Source organism: Ornithinibacillus liuyingii (genome assembly GCF_055550225.1).
The window spans coordinates 1-26,426 of the sequence record NZ_JBPWOS010000003.1; the positions used below are offsets into that span (position 1 = coordinate 1).

At 32.7% G+C, this 26,426-nt stretch carries 24 protein-coding genes and 2 other annotated features; of the genes, 6 read left to right on the plus strand and 18 right to left on the minus strand.

Features of this window, described 5'->3' with window-relative positions; all coding sequences use genetic code 11:
• Positions 1–127 precede the first annotated feature (127 nt).
• Both ACSKT4_RS04590 and ACSKT4_RS04595 read right to left on the minus strand, forming a co-directional pair.
• Positions 128–499: a VOC family protein gene (locus tag ACSKT4_RS04590; RefSeq protein WP_465822891.1), complete on the minus strand. Its 372-nt coding sequence runs from the start codon at positions 497–499 to the stop codon at positions 128–130.
• 125 nt (positions 500–624) lie between these two features.
• Positions 625–1,059 (minus strand): VOC family protein, encoded by a 435-nt coding sequence (locus ACSKT4_RS04595; protein WP_465822892.1) that lies wholly within the window; start codon positions 1,057–1,059, stop codon positions 625–627.
• A gap of 342 nt (positions 1,060–1,401) precedes the next feature.
• On the opposite strand from ACSKT4_RS04595, the gene ACSKT4_RS04600 reads away from it, so the two are divergent.
• From ACSKT4_RS04600 to ftsW, 3 genes are read left to right on the plus strand one after another with little or no spacing between them, the layout of a single operon-like run.
• Positions 1,402–2,010, plus strand: coding sequence for a helix-turn-helix domain-containing protein (locus ACSKT4_RS04600; protein WP_211742495.1), 609 nt, complete (start codon positions 1,402–1,404; stop codon positions 2,008–2,010).
• The gene (rodA, locus tag ACSKT4_RS04605) at positions 2,007–3,170 is read left to right on the plus strand and encodes a rod shape-determining protein RodA (protein WP_465822893.1); all 1,164 of its coding nucleotides are present in this window, start codon (positions 2,007–2,009) and stop codon (positions 3,168–3,170) included. Before ACSKT4_RS04600 ends, rodA begins: the two co-directional genes overlap by 4 nt.
• A 27-nt stretch (positions 3,171–3,197) precedes the next feature.
• Positions 3,198–4,367 (plus strand): putative lipid II flippase FtsW, encoded by a 1,170-nt coding sequence (ftsW, locus tag ACSKT4_RS04610; RefSeq protein WP_246521651.1) that lies wholly within the window; start codon positions 3,198–3,200, stop codon positions 4,365–4,367.
• An 82-nt stretch (positions 4,368–4,449) separates the two neighbouring features.
• On the opposite strand, the gene ACSKT4_RS04615 is transcribed toward ftsW, so the two are convergent.
• The 7 genes from ACSKT4_RS04615 to ACSKT4_RS04645 all read right to left on the minus strand — a co-directional run bounded on the left by ACSKT4_RS04615 (position 4,450) and on the right by ACSKT4_RS04645 (position 9,953).
• Positions 4,450–4,845: a GyrI-like domain-containing protein gene (locus tag ACSKT4_RS04615; RefSeq protein WP_211742494.1), complete on the minus strand. Its 396-nt coding sequence runs from the start codon at positions 4,843–4,845 to the stop codon at positions 4,450–4,452.
• A gap of 151 nt (positions 4,846–4,996) precedes the next feature.
• Positions 4,997–5,509, minus strand: a complete 513-nt coding sequence (locus ACSKT4_RS04620; RefSeq protein ID WP_465822895.1) for an HXXEE domain-containing protein — start codon at positions 5,507–5,509, stop codon at positions 4,997–4,999.
• 33 nt (positions 5,510–5,542) lie between these two features.
• Positions 5,543–6,358: a lipid II flippase Amj family protein gene (locus tag ACSKT4_RS04625; RefSeq protein ID WP_465822896.1), complete on the minus strand. Its 816-nt coding sequence runs from the start codon at positions 6,356–6,358 to the stop codon at positions 5,543–5,545.
• Between the two features lie 78 nt (positions 6,359–6,436).
• Positions 6,437–7,231 carry a GNAT family N-acetyltransferase gene (locus tag ACSKT4_RS04630; RefSeq protein ID WP_465822898.1) on the minus strand — a complete coding sequence of 265 codons (795 nt, stop codon included), beginning with the start codon at positions 7,229–7,231 and terminating at the stop codon, positions 6,437–6,439.
• A 167-nt stretch (positions 7,232–7,398) separates the two neighbouring features.
• Positions 7,399–7,842 carry a DUF5412 family protein gene (locus ACSKT4_RS04635; RefSeq protein ID WP_465822899.1) on the minus strand — a complete coding sequence of 148 codons (444 nt, stop codon included), beginning with the start codon at positions 7,840–7,842 and terminating at the stop codon, positions 7,399–7,401.
• A 433-nt stretch (positions 7,843–8,275) separates the two neighbouring features.
• On the minus strand, positions 8,276–8,626 hold the full coding sequence (locus ACSKT4_RS04640) for a hypothetical protein (RefSeq protein ID WP_465822900.1): 351 nt from the start codon (positions 8,624–8,626) through the stop codon (positions 8,276–8,278).
• Positions 8,627–8,978: 352 nt separating this feature from the next.
• On the minus strand, positions 8,979–9,953 hold the full coding sequence (locus tag ACSKT4_RS04645) for a peptidoglycan DD-metalloendopeptidase family protein (protein WP_465822901.1): 975 nt from the start codon (positions 9,951–9,953) through the stop codon (positions 8,979–8,981).
• Positions 9,954–10,101: 148 nt separating this feature from the next.
• Here ACSKT4_RS04645 and ACSKT4_RS04650 point away from each other — a divergent pair, with 148 nt between their 5' ends.
• Complete coding sequence (locus ACSKT4_RS04650) at positions 10,102–11,085, plus strand: DUF3231 family protein (protein WP_186870528.1); 984 nt, start codon at positions 10,102–10,104, stop codon at positions 11,083–11,085.
• Positions 11,086–11,684: 599 nt separating this feature from the next.
• Here ACSKT4_RS04650 and ACSKT4_RS04655 read toward each other — a convergent pair.
• The 4 genes from ACSKT4_RS04655 to ACSKT4_RS04670 all read right to left on the minus strand — a co-directional run bounded on the left by ACSKT4_RS04655 (position 11,685) and on the right by ACSKT4_RS04670 (position 18,452).
• On the minus strand, positions 11,685–13,214 hold the full coding sequence (locus tag ACSKT4_RS04655) for a TniQ family protein (protein WP_465822903.1): 1,530 nt from the start codon (positions 13,212–13,214) through the stop codon (positions 11,685–11,687).
• 102 nt (positions 13,215–13,316) lie between these two features.
• Complete coding sequence (locus tag ACSKT4_RS04660) at positions 13,317–14,435, minus strand: TniB family NTP-binding protein (protein ID WP_465822905.1); 1,119 nt, start codon at positions 14,433–14,435, stop codon at positions 13,317–13,319.
• The gene (locus ACSKT4_RS04665; RefSeq protein ID WP_465822906.1) at positions 14,432–16,948 is read right to left on the minus strand and encodes a TnsA endonuclease N-terminal domain-containing protein; all 2,517 of its coding nucleotides are present in this window, start codon (positions 16,946–16,948) and stop codon (positions 14,432–14,434) included. Before ACSKT4_RS04665 ends, ACSKT4_RS04660 begins: the two co-directional genes overlap by 4 nt.
• Positions 16,949–17,087: 139 nt before the next feature.
• Positions 17,088–18,452, minus strand: a complete 1,365-nt coding sequence (locus tag ACSKT4_RS04670) for a TniQ family protein (RefSeq protein ID WP_465822907.1) — start codon at positions 18,450–18,452, stop codon at positions 17,088–17,090.
• Between the two features lie 542 nt (positions 18,453–18,994).
• Here ACSKT4_RS04670 and ACSKT4_RS04675 point away from each other — a divergent pair.
• Positions 18,995–19,366 carry a hypothetical protein gene (locus tag ACSKT4_RS04675; RefSeq protein ID WP_465822908.1) on the plus strand — a complete coding sequence of 124 codons (372 nt, stop codon included), beginning with the start codon at positions 18,995–18,997 and terminating at the stop codon, positions 19,364–19,366.
• A 415-nt stretch (positions 19,367–19,781) separates the two neighbouring features.
• Here the strand turns inward: ACSKT4_RS04675 and thrS are convergent, their stop codons facing one another.
• From thrS to ACSKT4_RS04690, 3 genes are all read right to left on the minus strand, one after another.
• The gene (gene thrS / locus ACSKT4_RS04680; protein WP_465822909.1) at positions 19,782–21,701 is read right to left on the minus strand and encodes a threonine--tRNA ligase; all 1,920 of its coding nucleotides are present in this window, start codon (positions 21,699–21,701) and stop codon (positions 19,782–19,784) included.
• A 56-nt stretch (positions 21,702–21,757) separates the two neighbouring features.
• Positions 21,758–21,987 (minus strand) — a binding site (T-box leader).
• Between the two features lie 45 nt (positions 21,988–22,032).
• Positions 22,033–22,260: a binding site (T-box leader), on the minus strand.
• Between the two features lie 191 nt (positions 22,261–22,451).
• The gene (locus ACSKT4_RS04685) at positions 22,452–23,114 is read right to left on the minus strand and encodes an HAD family hydrolase (RefSeq protein WP_465822910.1); all 663 of its coding nucleotides are present in this window, start codon (positions 23,112–23,114) and stop codon (positions 22,452–22,454) included.
• A gap of 13 nt (positions 23,115–23,127) precedes the next feature.
• Positions 23,128–23,820: a Crp/Fnr family transcriptional regulator gene (locus ACSKT4_RS04690; RefSeq protein WP_465822911.1), complete on the minus strand. Its 693-nt coding sequence runs from the start codon at positions 23,818–23,820 to the stop codon at positions 23,128–23,130.
• Between the two features lie 300 nt (positions 23,821–24,120).
• Between ACSKT4_RS04690 and ACSKT4_RS04695 the strand changes: the two genes are divergently transcribed.
• Positions 24,121–24,315, plus strand: coding sequence for a DUF7695 domain-containing protein (locus ACSKT4_RS04695; RefSeq protein ID WP_465822912.1), 195 nt, complete (start codon positions 24,121–24,123; stop codon positions 24,313–24,315).
• A gap of 141 nt (positions 24,316–24,456) precedes the next feature.
• Here ACSKT4_RS04695 and ACSKT4_RS04700 read toward each other — a convergent pair whose 3' ends face one another.
• Positions 24,457–25,389, minus strand: a complete 933-nt coding sequence (locus ACSKT4_RS04700; RefSeq protein ID WP_465822913.1) for a restriction endonuclease — start codon at positions 25,387–25,389, stop codon at positions 24,457–24,459.
• A gap of 244 nt (positions 25,390–25,633) precedes the next feature.
• Positions 25,634–26,413: a hypothetical protein gene (locus ACSKT4_RS04705; protein ID WP_465822915.1), complete on the minus strand. Its 780-nt coding sequence runs from the start codon at positions 26,411–26,413 to the stop codon at positions 25,634–25,636.
• Positions 26,414–26,426: the final 13 nt, after the last annotated feature.

Below are 26,426 nucleotides of genomic sequence, written 5' to 3' on the forward strand. Positions count from 1 at the left end.
ATCGTAATCACCAAGCTTATTTGTCATGCCAAAATTTATAATAAAAAACATTATTCTTTTTGGGCTAAATTTGTTGACTTTATATAGTTAGCCTCTTTCCTACGATTAGTCAAGTTATAGATTTTCTTTAATTATCATACTGTACACAAAACTTATTTCCGTCTAAGTCATAAAAGTGTAAAAATTTATTACCTAAACCATCATCCACTATATCTTCAACTTGTACTTCATTATTCATTAAATGATTATAAAGATGATCGATATTCGAAGTTTGAAAACCTATAACATTATGTACCTCACCATTTTTCAAAAAATTGGCCTTCGTATCCTCTATCGTTTCATTCAAAAAAACCATTTGGCCTGATGGTAGATTTAACTGTGCAAGCTTCTCCTCTTCTGAATTCCATATTAGCTCTAAACCTATTACTTCCGTATACCAAGCTATGGACCTTTGAATATCCTTGACAGGGATTTCATTAAAAAGAATTTGCTCTAACATCGCAACTATTCTCCTCCTTTAGCTATTCTTTAGGACATTATATTCATCATTTTTAAATAGACCTATTATTATGTTTTTCAAGATATGCTTAATATTTAACTTCTTTTATTTCTATCCGTATACTTCTATACTATTTCACGCATTGAACCTAATACGATGTTGTATCCATCAGGGTCTTCGATATATGCATTTTTAAATTCCCACTTACCATGCTTACCAATAAACGGTTCCACTGATATAGTTCCACCCTTACCACGTACTTCTTCAATAAAAGAGTCCAAATCGTCCCAGCTTATATGAATATATGTATCCCATCCGAAATCTGGCCCATCCCACTCTGTAGGATAATCAGAACGTTTTTTGGATATCGCGTTTGGTCGAACATCCTTTTCAGAATTAGATTGTTGGAGAATGACAATAAATTCATCTCTTTCTGCATGCCCCCAGTTATCCACCTTACACCCAAGAACATCACGATAATATCTCAGTGATCTTTTCAAATCAGAGACTAATCGCACTTGAATAGTTTTCCCTAAAATAGGTTTTGATCTTTCCTCCATCTCATCTTCCCACCATTCGGTTTTTTAGGTTTTCCAATTATTCTATCATTTACCGATTTACCTTGTTAAGATATCATTTCATATGCCTTCATCTTAATTAAATCAAATTATTCTAACAAATCAAAAGATCCATTCTCCCTATTGAATCAATTTATTTACTTAATAATATTCTTTATATCTAACTTTTTTCCTGCTTATAAATACTTTTTTTAAAATAATTATAGATTTATCTTAAGAAGCACAGATACTATTTCGAATTCATGTTCGTTGACAAATTGTCAACACTCTTTTAAATTTAATATATCGTATATAGCAATGTCACTCCAATTGAGGTGAGGACGAATGACAGAAGTGAATACTTCTTTACTTAAATTAAAAATTGAACAACAAAATATAAGTTTACGACAACTATCAAAAGAGACAGCTATTCATACATCAACCATATCAAGAATCCTAAGTGGAAAAAGAAAAGCAACACTAGAACATCTTCAAGCATTTTCCCGGTGTCTAGACATTCCATTATCAGAACTAATTCGTGAAAATAACAGTGACGAAGAGGAGATTCCAGGCTCCTTTTATCATATCCACTCGATTGTAAATGAAATGCAATTACCGATAGAAAACTTTACCTTTGATGCTTTAAAACAAAAATTAGCTATTTTCCAAGAAGAAAGTATGAAGGAATCCGGAAGAACGACGATATTACAGCAATTTAAAACGAAACTAGGCGAGCTAAATAGTCAAGGTCCTTTTATAAAGCAGCTTAAAGAGATGGAACAAATCTTTAAAGAACAAAAAGCAACAAGGAAGGATCTAATTCTAATAGGAAGTGCATTACTATATTTTGTAGCGTCCGTTGACATGATTCCTGACTATTTATTTCCAGTCGGATATTTAGATGACGCGTTTGTAGCACAGTATGTCATGCAACAGGTGTCAATAAAACAATGATGCGTTCAGTCAATAACAAAAAGTCATCAGTAGATTATATGATTCTAACCCTCCTTGTTGCTTTAGTTATTATTAGTGTCATCGCGATTTATAGTGGATCGGGACAATACACTAATAGTGATCCGTACTATTTTGCTCGTAGACAGCTGATGTGGTATATCGTTAGCTTCGGTATTATGATCGCTGTTGCCAGGTTCGATTATGAATTACTTGAAAAATGGGCTATATATCTCTATATATTTGGAGTTATGTTGCTTCTTTATGTGAAGTTCTTTGGTGTGACTACAAAGGGTTCACAAAGATGGATTGATTTAAAATTTATGGATTTTCAACCGTCTGAAGTTATGAAGATATTTATTGTCCTCTACTTGGCAGCTGTATTGAAAAAATATGGAACTGATAAATTATCATTTAAGAAAAGTATTCCAGTCGTCTTAAAAACGATGGTAATTACGCTTATTCCGTTTTATCTCATCTTAAAGCAACCAGATCTTGGTTCTGCTCTATTAATTGCAGTGACAGCTCTAGGAATATTATTTATCTCAAATACTAATTATAAGATAATTCTACTTATCCTATTTATGATGGTAGCCGGTAGTTCACTTCTATTCTATTTATTTAATTACCATCAAGAGTTAGTATCACCCTATCTGGAATCTCATCAAATGGGGCGTATCAATAGTTGGCTAAACCCTTCTGAATATACATTGAACTATAGTTATCAAGTTAAGAATGCCCTGGTCGGAATTGGCTCAGGTCAGTTTACGGGGGCAGGCTTTAATCAAGGGTACCAAGTACAAACTGGTCGTGTTCCTGAAGCACATACTGATTTCGTCTTCGCTGTTATTGGTGAGGAATTCGGTTTTGTCGGTAGTAGTATTGTTATTCTATTGTACTTCCTACTAATCTATCGAATACTATCGATAGCACTAAAAGCAAATAATGTATTCGGTTCTTATATTTGTGTAGGTGTCATTATATTAATAGCTTTTCAAGTCTTTCAAAATATTGGTATGACCATCAGTTTAATGCCAGTAACCGGTATTGCATTACCGTTTATAAGTTATGGAGGTAGTGCATTAATAACGAATATGATTGCACTTGGTTTAGTGCAAAGTATTAATAGAGAAACTAAGGAATATATGTTTTCATCAACATAATATGAATGATGTAGAAAGGAGTTAGCTTTGCAGTTTATTAAACGTATCGATTTATCATTATTTATAGCAGTGATTCTCTTTGTTATATTTGGGGTTGTCATGGTGTATAGTGCGAGCTTTCCCTACGCTACATTACGGTTTGAAAACCCCGAATACTATCTCTATCGACAGCTCTTTTGGGCAGGAATTGGCTTTATTCTCATGTTAGTAGCGATTGTAATCCCTTATAAAGCCTATGGTAAGCTAAGTGCTATTTTTACTCTCGCTACGATACTATTATTAATACTAGTCTTAGTACCACATATAGGTGTGGAGCGCAACTTCTCGCAAAGATGGATATCACTTGGTGGGATATTACTGCAACCAGTTGAATTTACTAAATTATCGATGCTGATCTATTTTGCCTATTTCTATAGTCGCAAAGAAGATCAGTTCGATAATTTCAAAAACAGTGTCTTGCCACCTCTGATTATGATAGCTATTGTATTTGGTTTATTACTTGCTCAACCTGATCTTGGCTCAGCTACGTTAATTTTATTTTCTTGCTGCTTAATTTTATTTTTTACAGAGATTCGTCTCCACCATCTGCTGTTATTAATTGGTGGTGCTGTCGTTAGTTTCGCTGCATTTGCGATTATGTCTCCTTACCGTCTACAACGGATCACATCATTTTTAGACCCGTTTGCGGATATTCAAGGAGCAGGTTATCAATTAATTAACTCTTATATCTCTATCCATTCTGGGGGGCTAACAGGATTAGGTCTCGGACAAAGTATTCAAAAGCTGGGCTACTTACCAGAGGCACATACTGATTTCATTATGTCCATTATTACCGAGGAGTTAGGTTTTATCGGTGTGCTACTAGTCATTAGCTTTTATCTTTTCTTTTTCATAAAAGGGCTTCTAATAAGCAAACGTGCCCCTAATTCCTTTGGAAGACTCCTTGCCATTGGGATTACACTACAAATTATTATGCAAATGTTTATCAACCTAGGAGCAATTCTAGGACTATTACCGATAACAGGGATTACGTTACCATTTATCAGTTATGGTGGATCATCACTGTTAATTAGTATGATTTCAGTTGGAATCCTATTGAATATTTCCAGTTGGTCAAAACAAGTGAACACACAACAAGCAACAAATTCAGGGCAACGTCTTTTTAAAGGAGAACGGAGCATGATTAGTCCGTATTAAAATCGCACGAGTATTCAAGTCGTATCTTGAATACTCGTTTTTTACATATTTTATATCACGTTTGTTCATATAGCTTCATTACTTATTGAACTGCTATATAGATTTCGATCTGACCATTTGGATAATATTTTTCAAAATCAAAAGAATAGGCTCTCTTTAATTCGCCTTTCTCTTCACGCTCCCATATCTCCTGCCATGCCTTCACTATGCCATTCTCATCTGATGTATCTACTGCAAATCGTTCATAATTAGCTTCTGGAATTTTAATCGTGGTATCACCTTCGCTACTTTCTATTGCAACAGTTAAAGTATAATCCCCCTTATAGTCACTCTCGTAATCAGAGTAAAGACCATATATAATGTCATCCTTATTTTCTAAAACCGTGGATGCCTCTTTCCACATAGTTGAAATTTTTTCCATCATGGCATCATCATTAAAATTATTCGTTCTAACACGCTTTACTACCGCTAAATACATAATACCTCTCCCCTCCGATTGTTTTATTACACGTATTATCTTCCAACCAAATAATAACATAATATTCCAAATTCAATACAATATTATGTTATATTGGACTCCTTAATTTAAAATCTATTAGTCCTATTTATTTCTATCCTAGTATACATGTTTATGATTTACTCCACTTCTCTCCAATACGATGACTAAGAAGGAATATTGGTATGAGTACTATCATCACTACTAGTGCACCGATAATCGAATTTAAAGCAAACAGATCGGTATTGTAAAAATGATAGAAAAATAAACTATAATACGGGATAATCAATAATACTGATGTGATAACTCCTGGCGTGTAGCTCTTTAAATACAAGGCTTGTAGAGGGTGGGTAAAAATGTTTAAAGCAAAAAGCAGGTTAACCCCCAAAAATAAGTAATCATACTGAGTCAATGCACTTATCATCACTAGGGAAGAGGTAAAAATAGAAAACACAAAAACAACGACCGCAAACTGAGCGGATGTAGTATCCTGATAATTCTTCAGTTCCTTTTGTACAAAGGAAGGAATCCTATCCCTAACCTTTGGATACGTTTTGCGAAACCATCTTTCAATGGTTATAATCTCCTCCAAATTATGAAGCATAAATATGATTAAAAATAATAAACTCCACACATAAATATCCATTTACTCCCCTCCAATCGTACAAATTTTCATATTTTATATCCATATTGCAAACCAGGCAACATAATTTGCCGCAGGAACAAATAAAAATTGAGCAAGAATGGTTCCACATAACTTGGAGCTTATCATCGTTAACGAGTAGCTCTTTAAATAAATATAACTACTTTCCTTCTTCATAACTCGATCTGCTAGCACGGAAGCTTTAGGGTCAATAAACAGTGTTAGGAGAATAGTCGCTATGCCATTAATAATCCCTGAGGACATTAATGCCGCTTGGGCATAATCATGCGGTACTATCATGGATGCATATATGGAAGACAGTACACCAATTGTAAATACAGCGGAAACAATGACATTCGTAACAAAAAGTCGCTTAGGAATCGTCTTATACGTAACCCCTTTTAGATAATGGAGTCTCGGTAACCTAAAGCATAATAATACTTTCTTTATTCCTCGAAGATTAATATGATTCATGAACAGCCCTATAATCGACCCTCGTTGGTTAGATAGTTGCACAATAGCTTTGGAGAAAATATTGATAAATGTTGGGAAAAGTAGGATACCTACTATTACCCCTACAGATGTTACACCAATTAGAATCCTATACTGCGCTTCTATAAATTCAAATCTATTTATTTCAGGGGCCTCAGCGATTAATTTTGCGGTTAAAGGCTGTTGAATCATTGTAGAGAAACGGGAAACAATCACTAATGTACTAAATAATGATATGGCCGTTGCAATCAGTTTTACTCTTGTTCCAGAAATTCTAGTAGAATAGGCTAACGTCTCAATCATTGTTATGATTAATAAAAAGATCGCTATAACCATAACTTTCCCTGTCATTAAATCCATAATATACTCCTTTAAATCTAGTATAACGTCATGCAAGCTAATTAGAACTTGATAGGATTAGTGTTTGTCTTCTAACCCTTAATCATTTTCTTGTATAGTACATGATTTCCTGCCATCAATAAAATAAGTATCATATGATTCCTTAAGTATGTAACCTAGCTTCTTTGCTAATTTAGCAGATTCCGAATTCGCTCCATCCCAGCTTGGGTAAAATCCTCTTTCTAGACAATCTAGTATTAAAGCAGATGCCGCTACTTTAGCTAATCCTTTCCTTCTGTGTTGTGGATGTGTAGCAATTTCAATCTCGATACCTTCATCATAAATACTATAAGATGTTGCTGCACATACAACTTTGCTTTCATGTAAAATTGCATAACCTATGCCTCTATTAATAAAATCTTGAATGGAATCAAATACACTAACGAAGTCTTCAGAAAGCTCATGGAATGCCGGTTCATTAGCTATATGAGTATCAACTTTCATTAATTCATATCTGGTTGGCAATGAAGACAATACGTTCTGTAAATGCATTCTATTAAAATGATTTGAGTTCTTTTCAAATCGGTACCGCTGAAACTTTTCCCAACCACTATGAATAGATTCGATACGATTCTTCCATTCCTCAGAATCCACAATTGCCAACGTGAATTCTGGTATATTGTAAAGCATTTCCTCGGCTTCTTTCGTATTGGCATCACCTGCAAAAAACACAAAAATCCCAACAGTTATTTGAGCAACCGTAGGATTCTCTAGGTTATCCACATAAGCCGTTCCCATATGACCTTGGAGACACGAGAGGATAATCGTACTATCAATAGGTGCAAACATCGTTTCTAGTTTATTTCTAACATCAGCATTTGCTTTATATATCATTCCATTCCTACTTCCTTAAACGTAATATTAAATCCACCCTTTTATTTTATCATATCAATAGGTAATTATTTCCTATTATTTTAAAATTATGTATACTTCTGTATACTGTCCTCCAACTAAATCAATACGCATATCCAATTCAATATTGCACTCGTTCATAAAAGGATTTAATTATGGTAGCAAGTCTCATATTCGTCCTTCATTAACAAACTTCTACAAGCCAAACCATTTTCGTGATAAATCTCTTTACCAATTTCTAATTGAATACTTCTATTCGATTCTGGATAATGAGGTTCATCATTTAGAATATATAAGGTGTTCTCATCTACCCATTCCATAGTAAACTCACTTTTTGCATCGCTATAGTAAACGGTTTGAACCTTATTCTTCTTCCCATTATGCGTAACCTCCACCCATACATTCACACCACCTGCTGCTCCACCATATGGCTCATAATAGGCATTAGCCGTATACGCTTCAGTTGGCGACGGAATAGGTCCAGGTCCCTTTTGAGTATGAGTTTTATCTATATAATTAAATGTAAAAAAGTATACTTCATATATATAAATGATAGCTACTAGGAGAAAACCTATACACGTTGCAATTAGCATTTTTTTCGGAAAGGCTTTCTTTTTCACTAGAGAATGTATCATATTCACACATAAGATTAAACATAAGATACAGGTTATGCTAAATACGATAGAGCCAATTAAAATAAGAATAAAAATTCCCCTTTCTATGGTTGATTGCCTAAAACAAATCTCATAACGATATTACTTTTTAATAAACACGTACAAAACTTGAATAGCATCATAATAAATATTACCATCCCGTTTAGTCGAATTATGTAAAAAATAGGTTAATTATTCCTTTCACCTATACTAGTTGTTGTGAGTATTCAAGGAGCAACTGTTCCAAAGGGAAGGTAATAACTTGAGAGGACACTGTTTAAACATTGGATAGCCGACTACTAAATATAGAGTTCGCTATTTCTGAAAGTAGAAATAAAGCCCAGCTGATTAAAAATCGCTGGGCTTTCTATCCTCATAACCTATTAGAAAAATCATTCGTACTACCTGCTACAGCAACAACTACATTTCTTGCACTTATCATCATGCCCATGCCTATTGCAATGATCATGATAGTTGTCCTCTTGGCATTTATGGTGGCTATACTCTTTCTGACATCCGCATGGATAATGGGTTTTCTTTCTGCAGCAGCAATCACCATCATATTTTTGCTTTTGACAGACAACACAAGATTGGTTTTTTTCATCACATTTATGGTGATAGTATTCCTTTTGGCAACTACATGAACCATGGGATTTGTTTCTGTAACAATCATCACAGCATCTTTGCTTTTGACTGTTGCAAGTGTGATTTTTTTCGTCGTCATATTTATGCTTATCATATTCTTTCTGACAACCACATAGACAATGAGATTTCTTTTTATAACATTCATCAAAGCGATATTTCTTCTTTAAACATTCACACATAATAGAATGATACCACATCAATTTCCCCTCCCTTCTTTACTATCATCCTACGCAGTAAAGAAGAGAGAATCTTGGACTAGTTTCGTAGTCACTACAATCATTTTATTAATGTGAGAGATAATACGATAGATTAATAGACCTTCCATGGATAAACGTAGAAAAGCCCAACCACTATTCGACAGTCGGGCTTCCGTAGTTAATTCTAGTTACTTGAGTTAGATATGTCCGTTGCTAAATTCACGTCACTTATTCTTACGCAATTACAGCACCAGTTGATGGATGTACGTAAATATTCACTTTGCCAAAATCTCTAGTTTGAATCGTTACAACGTGAGCTTGTGGTTTACCAAGTACTTCATATTGTAAACCACCGAATTTCCTAGGATTTAAAATTCCTTTCTCATTCCCTTTTATTGGTGCTTTATTTAAAGGATATACTCTCCATCTGGATATTGTTCTTGGTAGATATAGTGTTTCTTTCCTAGATGTACTATTTTCAGGCAGTTTAATCCTTTGACCAATTAATATCAAATTCCTTTGGCTAATGCCATTTAGCTTAGCAAGTGCATCTACGCTTGTATTAAACTTATTAGCAATCTTTGTTAACGTATCACCAGGTTTAACTACATACACAGTTTCAGATTTTGTATCATTATCTGTAGCATAATATTCTTCAAGATATTTAGTAGGATCATGCGTTCTTGCGATAGGGTCATCTATCCAACCCAGTGCAGGACTTGACTTTTTACGGACTTCGTAATGCAAGTGAGACCCTGTTACTCGATTCCCGGTTGCCCCTTGGCGTCCTATTATATCTCCTTGACTAACCCTTTGACCTTTACGAACTGCAACAGAATCCAGGTGTGCATATATATGTGCGCAACTATTCTTATCTTGGATGACTACCACTTTACCATAGCCTCCGACCCCTGTTCCAGACACCCCGTCAGCCGCATATAACACGGTACCTCCAACAAATGCTTCTAATGGTGCCTGATGAGCCCTTACTAGGTCAATACCACTGTGAAATACATTTATTTGCCCTGTAATCGGATCCGTTCTATATCCATATGGGCTTGTTATTCTAAAACCTAATTCTGCAAATGGCAAGCTTTCCACCTCCTTATTCATTTTATTTATTTGTTGATATTTTGATTGGTCGAACAATCCAGTTGTACGTAATCTAGTCATTGGACCATACTTTTTTTCTTGGATATTCCCAGTCACATAAAAAAATACTTGCTAACAATTCTCGTATAAAGGATGCTTCAGGTAGATACTTATTTAAAGGCGTCTAAAACGTTCAGTGAGGGTTACATAATTGTCGATAGGGAGGAAAAAATATACTTATAATAGAAAGTTGGAGGTTTATATAGTGACAAATAAAACTAAAATGAGCTCCGCAGAACTTGGTGCGCTTTGGATGACATATCATAAAAAAACGATGATATTGAGGATGCTGGAATACTTCATTGAAAAAGCTGATGATGAAGAAGCTAAAAATCTCATGTCAGGCTTGTGGGAACAACTTCATTCAAAGGTTACCGTAATGGAAACCATGTTTCAAAATGAGGGGGCGGCTCTTCCGGAAGGCTTTACCAAAGAGGATGTCAATCTAGATGCACCAATGCTATGGGAAAATGGCTTCGATATTTTGTTTAGCCGGATTTTAAAGGAAATCAGTACAGGGATGTACGCACTCCATTTATCCATATCCTATAAAGAAGACATTGTTCAATTTTACAAGCAGCTTTCTGAAATAACAGAGACTTATTATAATCAATTTACACAATATCTTCTTGAAAAGTCGTTTCTGCCCCGTCCTAATTTTATCACTATGCCAAAATCAATTGATTTCATAACGGATAATCAATATATGAAAGGAACTAACATTTTGGGGCATAAGCGACCATTAAATACTATTGAGTTCGGCGTACTCTATCGTGCGTTAGAAAACAATATAATAGGGACGCAATTAATGAAGGGTTTTGCACAATGTGCCAAAGATAAAGATGTACAAAAGTATTTCACAAAAGGAATGGTACTTTCCCAAGAAATTAAGAAAGAAATTGAAGGTATCCTTCTAAAAGATAATATCCAACCCCCTTCTTCATCAGGAGGAACCGTTACGAGTTCAACTATAGCTCCCTTTTCAGAAAGGCTTATGATGTTTTGCAATTTTCTCTTGGGTAGCTTTAGTTTAGGAGGTCAAGGCTTTAGTGCTACATTCTTGTGGAGAAACGACGTTACAACGAAAATAGGAGCGCAAGGCAAAGATATACTTGGATACACCAGGGAAGGTTTAGTGCTTATGATGGATAAAGGATGGCTTGAGGAACCACCTAAAATGGAGCTTTAAATCCATCTTAAGTAGCTTCCGTACTACAGGTGGTCAATCGGATAATAGAAAATTATTAAGAGGATTGCTACGTAGTATATGTGTTCTCTTGATGTTCCATTGCCAACAGAAGTAATGAATCTTATATTCATTATACTCTTACTTAAAAGTTCAATTACAGAGGAGCTCAATACATTACAACCGTTATATCAACTCCACAGTGATAGTGTACTATCTACAAAGATATGGCTTTTATAAATTTCCAAACCCCTGTTATTGTAAAAATTAGGAGGGTTATTTGTCTATTTATGTCTCATTCTCATTAATATAATCTTTCATATTTTAAAGACTTATGCTTGAAGTCACAATAACTGTGACAGAACCCATATAATTTCCTAAGCGTTACCCATAAAGTTTCCAACTCAACAATCACAAGGGTTTAATGCGTTTTAAAGGTATTAATTTTTTTATAAAAATAGGATTTAAAAATAGGAATGAGGTTAAATCGCTATAATTTTATACTTTAGGAAGCTTTATGAGTAATTTTTTTACTTTAGGAAATTTTATGGTTCATACTGTTATTCTGTTTTAACCATCCCATTCAGTACCCCTAGAATTCTCTATCTAATGGAGTACCCTAGTGAAGTTAGAGTTATTTTCCAAAGTTCATTTTCTACTTCTTTTACAAATAGGAATGGATGATTCATTCTTTGAATTATTTGATGCTTACTCGGATAGTTTCCTTCCAAATGCAGTTTAATTATAGTTTTTTCTATTTCGATTAAGATTTTTCCCTCTCTTTTTTCTTGAACTTTAGCATTATATTTTTGATTATTATTAATTACCATTTTCCATAAATCGGGTAGTTTTTCTTTTACCGTATTAGCAGACATGCCAAATTGTTTTACAACTTCATATGGACTTATATATTTGCTATTTTCCACAGCACCTTTTAATATTCCTTCAATTTCTTTTAGCTTATCCTCAGTCACTTTATTTTTATAATCATTATATCTTTCTTTTATGAAGTCACATAATGAGGGGCAGTGTCTCTTAGCTGTATTAACAGAAAAACCACTTTCTGTACATATTTTCCAAAGGCTTTTAGGAACATCTAAAGCAATTGCATCTTTTAAGCAATTTTCAATTTCTGACTTTGTGTATCTATTTTGGTGGCTAGATCGATTATTATATTTTTCAACGTTAATTGTTATATTGACTTTAGATCCAAATAATAAATCATAGATTGTACAGTTCAACTTTTTGCAAACTTTTATCAAATTGTTATTAGAAAGCTTTTCAGTGAAAGACTCATTATTATAAAGACCAACTTGCGCAACTCCTAAAAATTTAGAAAAGGAATTTAAGCTGTTAAAACCCAGTCTATCTCTTACAATTAATAGCATTTGACGCAAAGAATTTCTGATAGGGTAAGACTTTAGATAAGGAGCGTTTGCAAATAATTGTTTATAATATCTGATTATAAACTTTTCATTTTCGCTTAGCACCCTCTGTTCTGTGAGTCTATTCGAAATCCCTAACCATGTATGACAATATTTGCAGTAACCATTTTTATTTTTATCGCTTATAAATGGTAGCCTTTTCCCACATTCAGGGCATTTTTCGCATAAGGAAGTCCCATGAATATCACACTTATCAATATCAGACATATACCAAATTAAAGGTTCATATATAACATCCTCTTCTTTTTTCATATTATCTAGACAGTAGGGACACCATTTCTTATATTTCCCAACAGGATTACTTACAAAAATTTCCGACCAGTTAAGTAATGTCAAGAACTGAATATCCTTTCTTGCAGTTAATTTTTCCAATGCTTTTACAGTTTCTATACATGAAAATCCAAATCCATTAATATATGATAACGAATTGTACTTTATAGATGATTCTCCATACTTCTTTTTGAAAAACTCTTTATCAGTATACTCTCCAATCAATCTAAATAATGACGATACTTTAACATTATGTTCATTTGCCAACCTTGAAATATAGCTAGTAAGACTTTCAACATAAGGGGTCCCCACTCCAACTGGTTCCAAATTATATAAAACACTTCTTGTTGACAAAAAACGTTCAATTATATGAGTATCTTCTTCACTTTCTAGTAATCTATCTAAAATAGCATTCATAGTTGCATTCCCCTCACTTAATTTAAATAACAAAAACTGAGCAGTAGAAACCACTCAGTTTTTGATTAGTATTCTTCTCTTTATATGATTACACATTAAAAGTTAGCCAACAGCATCCCGTTCAGGATTTCTTTTTCCGGGCGTTGGATTACCCTTTCTTTGCTGTTTTGTTGTTTTGATTTCTTTTGTTCCTAATAATGCTTTTAATTCCTCTCTATCTTCTTTACTATATATAAAATTTAATTCACCACTATTAGCTTCCTTTGCTAATGTGAGTAACTTTTTAGTGTTCATAGCATTTTTTTCTAAGTTTTTAAGGGTTATAGTCTTTTCATTATTATCAATTGCTTCCGAAAGGCATCTTTGCAACCAGTTTTTTACGATGCCTGCACACCCTATAGAATTTTCATAAATATACTCATGAAGTTTCACTAGATTGGGTTCTTCTTTTAAAGGCAATGCTCTTTGGAATGAAAACAGCATATTTTTAAACATTTTAATTTCTTCGTCTTGACTATAGTCGTATCTTGGAAAGTGAATTTCATGAACCCTTCTAGACAATTGTCCATCTAGATTTATTACTGAATTAAGGTCATACGTACCAAATAGGACAATTTTTGTATTGGCCATATTTGATAAAGATTTTATTGAATTAAACTGCCTTTGCATTTTAACCGCTGTACCAACATCAAAAAAATGTTGTGCTTCATCAATTAGTAAAGCTTTAGTTTTTCTATATAGAAATGCATTTTCCAGAGATCGACGTAATTCTGGTGCAGTTTCAGCCTTTTTAGTATTTATTCTTTTCTTATTTGTATTTCCTAAAACCTTTTGAACATCTATTTTATAATCAATTAATGGTTCATTTAAAGATGAAAGAACACGATAATAAAAATCTTTCCAATTAAATTTCCCCAAGTCAGGATTCGGCAGCTCTATTCCAGTTATTGGAATTATACTTTTGTCCTGTTCCATATCTTCTACCATATCTTTTAAAACTGATTTTAATGTTTGCTCAAACAATCTAGACTTTCCAACTCCAGAAGGGCCAACAATCATAATTACGTTAAAATTCTCAGGTGAGTATATTGCTTTTTTTAATTCTATAAGTGCTTTTCCTAATTTTGGATGTGAAACGGTATAATTATTAAAGAAGTCGAGTCTTTTTTCTTTGGAATCTAGTAACAGCTCTTCACTAAATCTTCTATTAGCATTTTTCATATAGATAACTCCCCATAATCTACTAATTCATCTTCATCTATGTCCTCATCTACTCTGATTTCCTTTTTACTATAATCCTTGTCTATTCCATTTTGTGCTTCAACGATTTTAAAGTCTCTTTTTACTTCGGCAGCTTTGTTTTTTTCAACATTTAATTTTTCTTCTATTGACTCAGATTCTATGATAAATCTAGCAATCATTTTAGCCGTTATTGAGTTAGATCTTGAATATACGCTCTTTTTCTTTCTGATTTCTTCTGCAATTAATTTTATTTCTTTTTCAGTTTTTCCATTTAAATATTTATATTCCTCTGATAAACATTTGACCCATTTGTTGTTTATGAACGCATAGGCAACACCGATATTATATGGATCATACTTAACTTCTACCATTGTATTTTCAATTAGTGGATCTCGGAATTCATTACACCAATAATACGAATACAATAATTTTACACCTTGTCCCGGATGAACTTTACGTGTTTTTCCACTAGGAGAAGGTAACGTCATTAAGATAAATGTATCATTATAAGGAATATAGGTATTTGGTCGACTACCTGAAATTGCAATTGATTCCTCAAAAGCTTCTTTTGGCGTTTGACCAAGTGTTGGGTTTTCCATATTATCATGTACATCTTTGATCCAACTATCTATTCTTTCATGTAATAATTCAAGTGTCCATACAGCATGATTTTTTGGATTAACTGATTTAGTAACTTGTCTTACATTTTTTGTTATTTGAGTATTACCTTGTAAGTTATGAATAAAGAACTCGTTTGTTGTCCCAAAGACCCTTTCGACAACATTTCCAAATCTAGCTTTTGCTGCTGGTCTTTCTTTTTTATGAACTTTATAAAATGCAAGCAGGGACTCAAAATATACACTATTAAATTCTTTTCCTCCGTCAACCACAATATAATTGGGTAATCGATTATAATTTTTTACACATTCTCGAATAACCATCATACAGGAGCGATACGATGGTGCCTCGAACGTTAAATAGAAAGCAAGAATACGACGAGAAAAAGCATCAATCATTAATGTGAGCCACGGTCGGACTGACTCCTTTCCATTAATGTCTAATTCTATATCTAATTCGGTGTGGTCAATATGCGCTTGATTAAAGACTCGTTCTCCATGTTTTGGAGTAGTGAATTCCAGCTCAAAATAAAACTCTTCATATTTATAAGCTGCTCTTCTCCCTTTTCTATCTCTTTCCATATCATATTTAGAACGACGCTTAATCGCTTTCCAAAAAGCCTTATAAGATGCATCAGGTATTTTTAAGTCTTCACATTTCACTAAAAATTCACGGTAAACTTCTCTTGCGGATTTAGACTTGATGGTTGCATAATTATCAGTTATCATTTGTTCCATTAGATCCTTCGTTTCTTTAGGAAGTTTATCTTCTCGGTTACCTCTTTCTTTTGTTTTAGGTAAGAGACCAACAAAACCATTACCATATAATTCTTCTGCATCTTTATATTTTTTTACCCAATTTCGTACAGTTCTTTGTGTTACACTTTCTAGCTTCACTTCTTCTCCATTTAACACTTTAATCACAACTTCATATCTTTTATTTGCAGTTTTTAAATCCTTTTCATTTGCTTGAATAATTAATTCTGTAACCTTATCATTATTAGAAACATTTTTATTAATCCCTTCAATATAACCATCAGAAATTAATGATTCAAATACTTCGAGAGGCATTTCTTTATGCTCTTTTTCTCCATCTCGAAGTAAAAAGATAATGTTATTGCTTTGATCATAGTGTAGAATCTCCCAAACTGTATCTCCCCACAAGATCTTTTGACCGTTCTTTAATTCAATTTTACTCGAACTTTTACTTTTTCTTCTTGACTTTTCTACAATTGAGAACCCTTTAAACTGCTCTTTATTTAAATACACGGTTACATTTTCTGGTTCGGAAATTAAGTCATTATATAAGTCAATATAGATAGTATTATTTGCAATTAAGGCGTATATATCATCAGCAGTAAATTGTTCCTCTCCAAGTTGTATAAGTTCTAATAAAGTTAAACCCGGTGCTGATAATATGGACTCCTTTATCTTCAAGATCGTTGAATTTTCGAGTGTATGCTCATTGATAATATAATCTTCCAGAAATTCAAGATTTCGTTGAAGTATCCAATTAATCTCTGAATTCGATCGTACTAGAAAATCTAATTCAAACTGTGTAGCATAATCTTTTCCGGGTGCAAATTTCCATCGCCCATTTCTTCTAAAATATCTATCTGGTTTTTCCTGTGACTTTTTAATAAGTTCTTCCTCTGTTTTCCACTCAACCCAGTAAGCTCTTTCCTTTTCAATTACAAAAAAATCAGCGGTATACCAATAAGCCATTTTTTTATTTTTGTCTTTTTTACTTTGAAAATAATTAACCTTAATTTTTGGGGGCTGATCATAATATTCTAAAACATCATCATTAAACTCCATCATGTAGATGGCAGGCAATTCTACCTTATGGCTTTCAAATTGAATGGTAACCCCCATCTTTTTACTACTATATCTCCCACTAACATTATACCTACCTCCCCCTACCCGTCTTTCCGGAGGGGACTGTCTTATCCGTTGAATTTCGGATTTTGCCTCCTCCGTTAAATTCAATCTTGCAGCCCACTCTTCAAACTCACTAGGACTCATCATTGAAAAACTCCCTTCCTTTCTTCCCCTCATAACCACTTTGAATTAATAGAACCTTCCAATAGTCTTGCAAAACCTTTTCTTTTAAAACTCCTATCTTGTTAACCTTTTGTTCAATTTTCCTGCGGCTTGGATAAATTCCTTCATTTCTTAATTCATTGAAGGCTAATTTAATTTGTTCTTTTAAACTTTTAATTCTTTGCTCTGACCTTTCATTAATATAATCGTTATATCTTTTCGATATTTGTTTACAAAGATCTGGAAAATTCCTGTATAGCACTCGTCTATCTCTACCAACTATTTTTGCCACAGAATTCATCGATAAAGGAGTTTCCATTGTCGAAAGTTCTATCATTTTTTTCTCTATCACATCATAATTAAGTGGCTTTCGAGTGTGATTTGTTTTATTATTAATGACCTGCTTGTCATTAATTTGAAATATATTAGCATCCAATTTCTTAGATTTTAAGAGTAAATCTAAAATTTTTTTATTTATTTTAAAACAAACTTTTAGCACATTTTCTATAGATGGGAAGTTTATTCCATTTAACCAGTATCGGAGAGTACTCTTCGGAGTATTTAGATATCTTGAAAAACTTGCAACACTATTCTTGAAATATTCCTCATTTATAAAGTTCAATTCATTTATAAACCTACGTTTAAATCCCTTTATATCTATTTGATTTGGATTCAACGTAAGAAGTTCTTCCATATTTTCACAAACAAAAATTTCCCAGTTCATTTCTGCTTGATTAAATCTATTGGTTTCATCACCTTTGAACAATATAGAGCAACAGTTAGGACAATAGCCGGGAATCATCTGTCTGCGTAATATATCAACAGTTCTATTGCATACATGACATCGTTCAATTAAAAAACGATTATGTTCTTTGCAAATCTTTACCGGTTTTAATAGCCATATTAGAGGGTAATATATTACCTTTTTATCATTCTTCCAATTTCTAATACAGTCAGGACACCAAGCAAGCGAATCCTTTAATAAATTTCTTAGGGATATAAATTCTTTTAATTTAAGTAAAGTTAGATTGGATAAGTCATTTCTAGAGGTTAGCTTTTCCAATATCCCAACCACTTCAATTGCATTTTCCATATATCCATTTATGGTTTTTGCCCCTTCATAAAAGCGATTACCGCCATAATTGGAACTCCTTTCTAAATAATTTTTATTCATGTGTGGGAATACCATCTTATTGAATAAATGGCCAACTCTAATGTTGTGTTCACATGCTACTCTAATTATATAACTGCTTAGACTTTCAACTTGACCTGTACCTAAACCAATGGGTTCAATATTGTATAAAATACTTCTTGTGTGAAGGTTTAATTCATACACTGAATACACCTCATTCCTTTCATTATCTTCATTATTGACAGATCAAATCTTCAGTTATTCAGTTCCTCCTTAACAGGTCATTTTATGGTCATAAACAGTCGTTTCATGGTCATATTCAAAGTTAAAATTCATTTTATTTGATAAGATTTACATTGTTTATGTATTAGAGAAAGACTTAAATATACAAAATTCTGGGTATATTTAATCCTTATATGTTTGGATAGTTATTTATTTGGAAATCATAATATTGTTGTTAGTGCAATTTTTCAGTCAAAAAAGGGAGGAAGTTAAAACTTCCCCCCTTTTTTCCGTTTCCAATTCTAAGAAATTCCTATCTACTCAAAGAGTGTTGCTACTGGATTCCCCTATAAACAATATTTAGTTGTTTTACTGGATCATGAAATCAATTTATTATAAAAAGTTGACATCTAAAAATTTTTATACTTTTTGTGAGGGCCTGTTATACAAATATGTACACTGTTAATACTTAAACAACTTTAACTTTCCAATTAAATTGAGGTAAATAAGGAGTTGTGTACAAAGTGAATATTGAACATATCTTTAAGCATGGATCTTTTGAGGAATTTCAACATATAACAACTTTAAGGGAAAATCAGCTATACTGGTTAAATTATATTGTGGGTTCAATTGAAAAAAGGCGTGTAGCGGAAATTTTATTTGTTAAGGGAAATTCAGTTAAAGATGTAGAAGATGTTTTAATATTATCTGACGGTGAGGCTTCATTAATAAAAGAACATTTAAATAGATACGGAACAATTGATATAGATAATATAATAAGAGCATTAACTAAAATTTATCAAAGACAAACGTTAGAAGCAGTTATTGAACGTTTGTTAGATAAAAATTTTAAAAAAGGTGTTTTAGATGATGTTATACAATTGTTTAATGAATAAATTGCCGAATTTATAAGAATTCTAAAGGTATGTGGACACTCACACACTCTACTGGGAATTATGAAAAAGAAAAAATCCAACACTCAAAGCAAGTGCTGGATTTTTTCATGCTTTAGACATTTTATGAATGTCATTCTAGTTGCAATTCATAAGACAACTAATTAACGATTAGTATACATAATCCCCAATTATATTCCTCATTAAACATATTATTTCAGTAATTCTGGTATATCTAACTAAACTGTATTCCTTATAATCATTTAATATTTTGCAGTTTTATTTTTCTCCCATTTCTATAACATATTTGTAATGATATTCTAACCCTTTAAACGAAGAGAAATCCACTTTCAAAATTGCAACTCCATGTACAATCAAAGCCCACTCTGCATCTGTCATCTTTTTTTTCCTTGTTGAGTTAAAGTCTACGTTCCTTTATTTGTTGAATAACCTTATCTTTAAATTCATCTAATAGTTCACTCTTTGACTGCTGTTCTCCGTATTTTCTAATATTTATTGTATCTTCTTTCATTTCTTTATCCCCTATAACTACAATGTAAGGTATCTTTTGTATCTGTGCTTCTCTTATTTTATACCCAAGTTTTTCATTACGATTGTCAACTTTTACTCTCACACCCAATAGGTTAAGTTCCCTTTGAACTTTTAAACTGTAATCCATATGAACTTGTGAGACAGGTATTATCTGTACCTGTATCGGTGCCAACCATAACGGAAAAGCTCCTGCAAAATGCTCAATTAAAATTCCAAAGAAACGATCAATTGAACCAAAAATTGCACGATGTATGACAACTGGACGAACCTTTTCATTTCTTTCATTCACATAAGTAAGGTCAAATTTTTCAGGCATTTGAAAATCAAGCTGTATTGTTCCACATTGATGACTTCGTTTCAAAGCATCCTTTATATGGAAATCAATCTTTGGACCATAAAATGCCCCGTCCCCTTCATTTAATTGATAATCAATATTAAGATTATCAAGCACATTTCTTAATGCTGTTTCAGAAATCTCCCAAAGAGCATCATCACCTAGTGAATCTTCAGGACGAGTCGAAAGTTCAACCGAATATTCAAAACCAAAAGTTTGATAAACTTTGTCAATTAATCTAAATACCTGTGTAATTTCACTTTCAATTTGATCCTCTCTGACGAATATGTGAGCGTCGTCTTGGCAAAATGTACGAACTCTAAGCAGCCCATTTAATGCTCCGCTATATTCATGACGATGAACTTGACCAAACTCTGCCAATCTGATGGGTAAATCTCTATATGAGTAGAGGTTATTTTTAAATATGAGCATATGTCCCGGACAATTCATCGGTTTTAAAGCAAATTTTGTGTTATCTACGTCCGAAAAATACATATTTTCATGATAGTGATCCCAATGACCTGATTTCTCCCATAGTTTCTGATTCATCATGTAAGGTGTACGAACTTCATCGTAAAAAGCACTACTTTGTACTTCCCTAGAGAACTTTTCTAATTCATTCCTTACAATTTGTCCTTTGGACAAATAAAAAGGCATTCCCGGTGCTTCCTCTGAGAACATAAATAATTCTAGTTGTTTTCCTAACTTACGATGATCTCGCTTTTCTGCTTCAGCCAGAAAGCTCAAATGTTCATCCAGATCCTTTTTAGTTTTAAACGCAACTCCGTAGACTCGTTGCAAAACATCATTATTACTATCACCTCGCCAATAAGCACCTGAAACTCGTGTTAGTTTGATTGCTTTTATTAAACCTGTAGTGGGCAAATGCGGACCACGGCAAAGATCAATGAATTCTGCTTGTTTATATAAAGTAATTTTTTCATCTTTAGGAAGCCCTTTTAATATTTCAATTTTATATGGCTCATCGTTTTCTACAAATATACTTTCGGCTTCTTCGTAAGAAACCTCGATTCTTTGGATTTTGTAATTTTCACTAATGATTTTTTTCATCTCGTTTTCAATAGCATTTAATTCATCTAAATTCAAACTTTGCTCTAACTTCAAATCATAGTAAAACCCATCCTCAATAACAGGACCTATACCCAATCTTGCATTGCCATATAATCTTTTGACCGCTTGTGCTAAAACGTGTGCTGATGTATGACGTAATACATTTAACCCCTCTTCAGAATCAAGAGTTAAAATAGAAAGGCTTGCATCCTTTTTTAATTCATAACTCAAATCTACAAGTTGATCATTAACTTTCCCTACAACTGCTTTTTTTCTTAAACTTGAGCTAATTCCCTCGGCTACCTTCGCTACAGTAGTACCTACCGGAAATTCCTTTACCTGCCCATCTGGTAATTTAATTCTTATCATGTTTTCACTCATAGTCATTACACTCCTTTATGATTTGGTTAAATAAAAAAACACACTCATCCCTAATAAAAAGGGACGAATGTGTTGTGTTATCCGTGGTTCCACCCAAATTCCCATAAGTTAAATTATATTCTTATGGCTCTGGTGCTGTAACGTAGCATAAACGGTATTGGATACTTCGGTTCACCAATACAGCTCAAAGGTGGTAAATTACTTCCCTAAGTTAGGAAGATCGCAGCAATATTCTTCCCTCTCTGGAAACTGTAAAAGTAATTCATGTCCTTATCATCGCAATAATTTTATTTTTATGATTGTAAAATAAAAAAACGCACACATCCCTATAACAAGGGACGAGTGCGTTTTACTCGTGGTTCCACCCAATTTCCCATAAGTTATATAACAATAACGTATGGCTTTGGTGCTGTAACGTAGCATAGACGGTATTGGATACTTTGGTTCACCAATACAGCTCAAAGGTGGTAAATTACTTTCCTAAGTTAGGAAGATCACAGCATATTCTTCCCTCTCTGAAAACCGTAAAAGTAACTCATGTCCTTATCAGTGCCTAATATATTTCAAACTAATTAGATTTTTATATAATATTACAATGAATCTCTAAAAAAAGCAACAATCCAATTTAAACTCCTTTTCTTTATATATGTTTGTTACATTAACCTGCCCGCAATTTACTATAAATGATAAGCGATCCTTTGCTTCGTTTTGAAGAATCGCCCTCCGATTGTTGAAGAGTATTTTGAATAATTACATCCCAACTGATTTCAAATTTGTTAAATGGTATAAATCTTTTACTTCATGAGCGAAAAAGCTCGGTTCTTCTTTTAGCAATTGTTCCTTGGAATGACTACCCCAATTTACTGCTACTGTTTCACAGCCTGCAGCTTTCCCCATTTTTATATCGAAAATCGCATCGCCAACCATAGCGCATTCTGTAACTTTTAACGAATATCGCTCAACAATTTTTAAGATACCATCTGGATGTGGTTTGTAATGCTCTACTTGATCGGAACCGATCCAGTCTGTAAAAAAATGTTCTAACTGTAGCTTTTGTAAGTTTCTATATAATACATCTGTCTTTTTACTTGAAACAACAAATAGTAATAAGCCTTGCTTACGCAAAGTGCTTAATACTTCATCTATATGTGGGAAAGCGGTAATGGTTTGTTCCTCAAATGTTTTATAAGCTTGGCGAAAAAGTTGTAATAGCTTAGTAAATTGATCCTCGTTCAAAGTATGACTTGTCATTTCATGAAAAGATTGTTCAATCGGAATCCCCATATAATAATCGACCTCTTTTTTGGTCGGAATGGGCAATTCGCATTCTTTAAATGCCTTCTGTGTAGCCAAAAAACCACATTCCCCAGAATCGGCTAATGTACCATCAAAATCAAAAATAATTGCTTTCATAATTAATCAGCTCCTACTGCATTTCATATATATTTTGTTTCGCATATTTTAATAATTGTTTCGAGTCTATGATTTCGATAAATCCCGGTACCCGCTTGATAATACCGCACCTCTCAAATGATTGGATACATCGATTTTGGTGCCTAACTGTTATCCCTATAAATTCAGCAATCATCTTCAATTCGCTCTTTGGTATTAATGGGTTAATAAAAGCTCCTTGCTCATCATGGGAAATGGATGTTAAATAGCTAGCTAGCCTTACATCTGCTTCATGTAACAAATTAAAAGAGAGGATCGATGATTTCGTTAAAAATTTTCGACTTATTGATTGTAGCAATAATTCATTAAAGGTTGGATTTTCTCGCCAGATACGTGCCAATCTTAATGGTATTACAGCGATATGAACTGGTGTCACTGCTTCTACGGTATGTATTGTATCAACTTGTTGTACAAGCTCTAAATCACCAAATAGTTCAAGTGGTTTGTTAAATGTAACAATCAATTGTTTTCCTTCTTTTGAAGTGGTATAAATTTTTACCTTTCCCTTTACTAAAAAAGATAGAAAAGGCAATGTAAAACCTTGTTCATAAATACATTCTCCCGGAGAAAAGGATCGCCATTCAAGGACATCTGTTTCTATAGGAAACTTTTTATAAATTTGCTTTATGTATTGTGCAATTGCATCCGTATCATTCAAAAGATTCAATGAAATCAAACTCCAGTCTCACATTATCAATATACTTCATTTCAATAATAACAGAAAGGACATATGTCCATAAAAGTTAATTGTCAATTTGCTGAAGAATTGAATTTACTAGTGAAATGTTAATTAAGAAAATATAACCTCATTGTTGAATACCTGTTGTATTACTCACGCACAACATGCTACCCTAACATAATCAATTGATTTCTATATACATTCATGTGATACAGTATAAATACATACATCATTTATAATTTTAACAATATATTAAACTAAAATCTTATAAGGAAAGGCAGTTTGAGAATGCAAAAGAAATTAAAGAGAAACCGAATTCGTTGCAAACATTGTGATGATATTATTGAATCGAAAAGTACAAATGACTTTCAAAAATGTAAGTGCGGTGCAGTAGGTATAGATGGCGGGTTAGACTATGCTAAACGTATTTATGGTTCAAATCCAGCCGAAATACATTATGAGGAATTATCCGAATATGAATAATTAAAAAGAGAGGTCCGAAAATTGGTATATCCGCTGGATAGGTGAAAAAAGGAAAAAACCCAAGAATTCTAAATTCTTAACATTTCTTGGGTTTTTAGATTTAATAAATTTTACTTTTAATGACCATTATAGATTGAAACTTTAAGTAAGTTTATCCTTCATAGTATTTACATCAATGTAAATCCTCCCCATTGTTTGAGCTGCTTTAATTTTTCGGTCAAGAATTTCTTTAAAGGTAAACAAGCCTTCTAATACAAGGATTATGTCAGATCCATCAATTAAAATTGTATTTAATGCCTTCCCTCTTACTAAAGCATCAACTGAATCATTTGAAAATCCATTTATTGAAATAAATATCCCTCTCCCATATAATTTACCTTCAACTTTATGTGCAAATTGATATAAAGCATCAGATGCGGTTAAATTATCTTGCCATTTCGCTTCCAAGATATAGTTTTCTCCATCAAACTTTATAGTTCCATCAATCTGTTCACCTCTAAGCTTGATAGGATCAGATACAGTTAGAGATTCATAGATTGATAGACTTTTCAAAAAAGTCTCTAGTAAATATCCCCTTTGTTGTAGTGAGATACTTTTACCGGATGAATCCTTACCTTGATAAAGATTTATGAACTGATTATGTAACTCTTTTAGTGTATTTTTCCTCGTGTAAAATTCCTTTTCCTTTCTCTCACGGACTTCTCTTTGTTTCTTTAACTTAGAATCCCTTATTTCTTGTAACTGTTTTAAATGATTAATATTTCTTTTAGCTTCACTTTCATCTAACTTTTTCAACTTATTAAAAAAGTATGGGTCAAAATGATTCCAATCAACTAGTGCTTGAATCATACTTCTATATTGCCCTATCCCACCATCGACACGGTTATTCAGATTACCAAAAACCATATCAATTATTTGAGATCTGTTTAAACTTTCATTCACATTTTTCAGGTCATTTTTTGTACAACCATTATTAATAAAAAAATCAATAATATCTTTTTTAGGCCAAAATATAGATAAGATGCAGGTTCTCATAGAATCTGTTATGTCTTTTGGAAAAACAACTGTATTCATTTCAACACCTCTATACTTATATTAGCTCATATATTAGGAGACGAACCTTAATATTTCTAATTAAGAGATTTATAAAGAAATGTATTTCCGCTTTAAACTAACTTTACTCTTCTAATAGAAGTTTATATTAAGTCCTTATTTTAACTAAATAATCTTGATGGGCTTTAAGGCTATACTAGCATCAGTATTTATAAAATCTGCTATTTAGTCCATTACCTTACTTTAAGACTTACTTATTAAACCCTTACCATTTCAGACCAAATTTAAAAAAGCATATTAAGGAAATAACAAAAATCACTAGAAAAACAATAACGGTTAACTGGTTATATTGAAAGATTAAAAATAATAAAGAAATGAAAATTAAAATAATAGAGGTAATACTATTCTTCTTTAGCTTTTTCTTTAAGAAAAAATCAATGAAACCTACAGTAAATATGAGTAGAAACAGCATCGCTGTAAATCTTATAAAACTAAGTAAAATGTTCTCACCGCTTGATATTAAGATAAAACTTACCAAAGCTACAAATAGAGTAAAAAAAGCTTGTCCAATCGGAAATACAATATCCTTTAGCTTATTAAAGCCATAGTCTAATATTTCCATTCCAGACTTAACAGCATTAATTTCCTTATTTTGCTCACTATAATAAAGAAGTTGTTGATATAGTTTTTCTGATATTTTCTCTATTTTTTCTTTTTCATGTAAAGAACTATCATTTATAATCTCCTTTATATCTCTAATATCCGATGAATCCAATAATGGAAAACAATCAAATACGGCTAAGAAAAATTCCTGCCCTTTAGTAATGTCAGATTTGTATTGATAGGCAATAGCTAAGGCCTTACTTATATTTGTCATAGATATATTAGTTTTAGCAGTTTTTAAGTCCTTATTTTTTTGATATTGTACTTTAAACTCCTTATAAAACCATACAAATAAAGCTACAATTATTAACCAAACGGTGACTTCTAAAGGATTCATATTTGTGACTTCAGTAATACTTTGAAAAACCGTTTGTACGTCCAAAATTTCTCTCCCC

Bases quoted from the DNA above. Each gene is read 5' to 3' on its own strand.
- ACSKT4_RS04625 (WP_465822896.1), bottom strand. From the start codon at position 6,358: ATGGATTTAATGACAGGGAAAGTTATGGTTATAGCGATCTTTTTATTA.
- ACSKT4_RS04695 (WP_465822912.1), top strand. From the start codon at position 24,121: ATGCAAAAGAAATTAAAGAGAAACCGAATTCGTTGCAAACATTGTGAT.
- ACSKT4_RS04640 (WP_465822900.1), bottom strand. From the start codon at position 8,626: ATGACGACGAAAAAAATCACACTTGCAACAGTCAAAAGCAAAGATGCT.
- ACSKT4_RS04615 (WP_211742494.1), bottom strand. From the start codon at position 4,845: ATGTATTTAGCGGTAGTAAAGCGTGTTAGAACGAATAATTTTAATGAT.
- ACSKT4_RS04665 (WP_465822906.1), bottom strand. From the start codon at position 16,948: ATGGGGGTTACCATTCAATTTGAAAGCCATAAGGTAGAATTGCCTGCC.
- ACSKT4_RS04700 (WP_465822913.1), bottom strand. From the start codon at position 25,389: ATGAATACAGTTGTTTTTCCAAAAGACATAACAGATTCTATGAGAACC.
- thrS (WP_465822909.1), bottom strand. From the start codon at position 21,701: ATGAGTGAAAACATGATAAGAATTAAATTACCAGATGGGCAGGTAAAG.
- ACSKT4_RS04620 (WP_465822895.1), bottom strand. From the start codon at position 5,509: ATGGATATTTATGTGTGGAGTTTATTATTTTTAATCATATTTATGCTT.
- rodA (WP_465822893.1), top strand. From the start codon at position 2,007: ATGATGCGTTCAGTCAATAACAAAAAGTCATCAGTAGATTATATGATT.
- ACSKT4_RS04655 (WP_465822903.1), bottom strand. From the start codon at position 13,214: ATGAATGCTATTTTAGATAGATTACTAGAAAGTGAAGAAGATACTCAT.
- ACSKT4_RS04600 (WP_211742495.1), top strand. From the start codon at position 1,402: ATGACAGAAGTGAATACTTCTTTACTTAAATTAAAAATTGAACAACAA.
- ACSKT4_RS04635 (WP_465822899.1), bottom strand. From the start codon at position 7,842: ATGCTAATTGCAACGTGTATAGGTTTTCTCCTAGTAGCTATCATTTAT.
- ACSKT4_RS04595 (WP_465822892.1), bottom strand. From the start codon at position 1,059: ATGGAGGAAAGATCAAAACCTATTTTAGGGAAAACTATTCAAGTGCGA.
- ACSKT4_RS04630 (WP_465822898.1), bottom strand. From the start codon at position 7,231: ATGATATATAAAGCAAATGCTGATGTTAGAAATAAACTAGAAACGATG.
- ACSKT4_RS04660 (WP_465822905.1), bottom strand. From the start codon at position 14,435: ATGAAAAATGCTAATAGAAGATTTAGTGAAGAGCTGTTACTAGATTCC.
- ACSKT4_RS04685 (WP_465822910.1), bottom strand. From the start codon at position 23,114: ATGAAAGCAATTATTTTTGATTTTGATGGTACATTAGCCGATTCTGGG.
- ACSKT4_RS04590 (WP_465822891.1), bottom strand. From the start codon at position 499: ATGTTAGAGCAAATTCTTTTTAATGAAATCCCTGTCAAGGATATTCAA.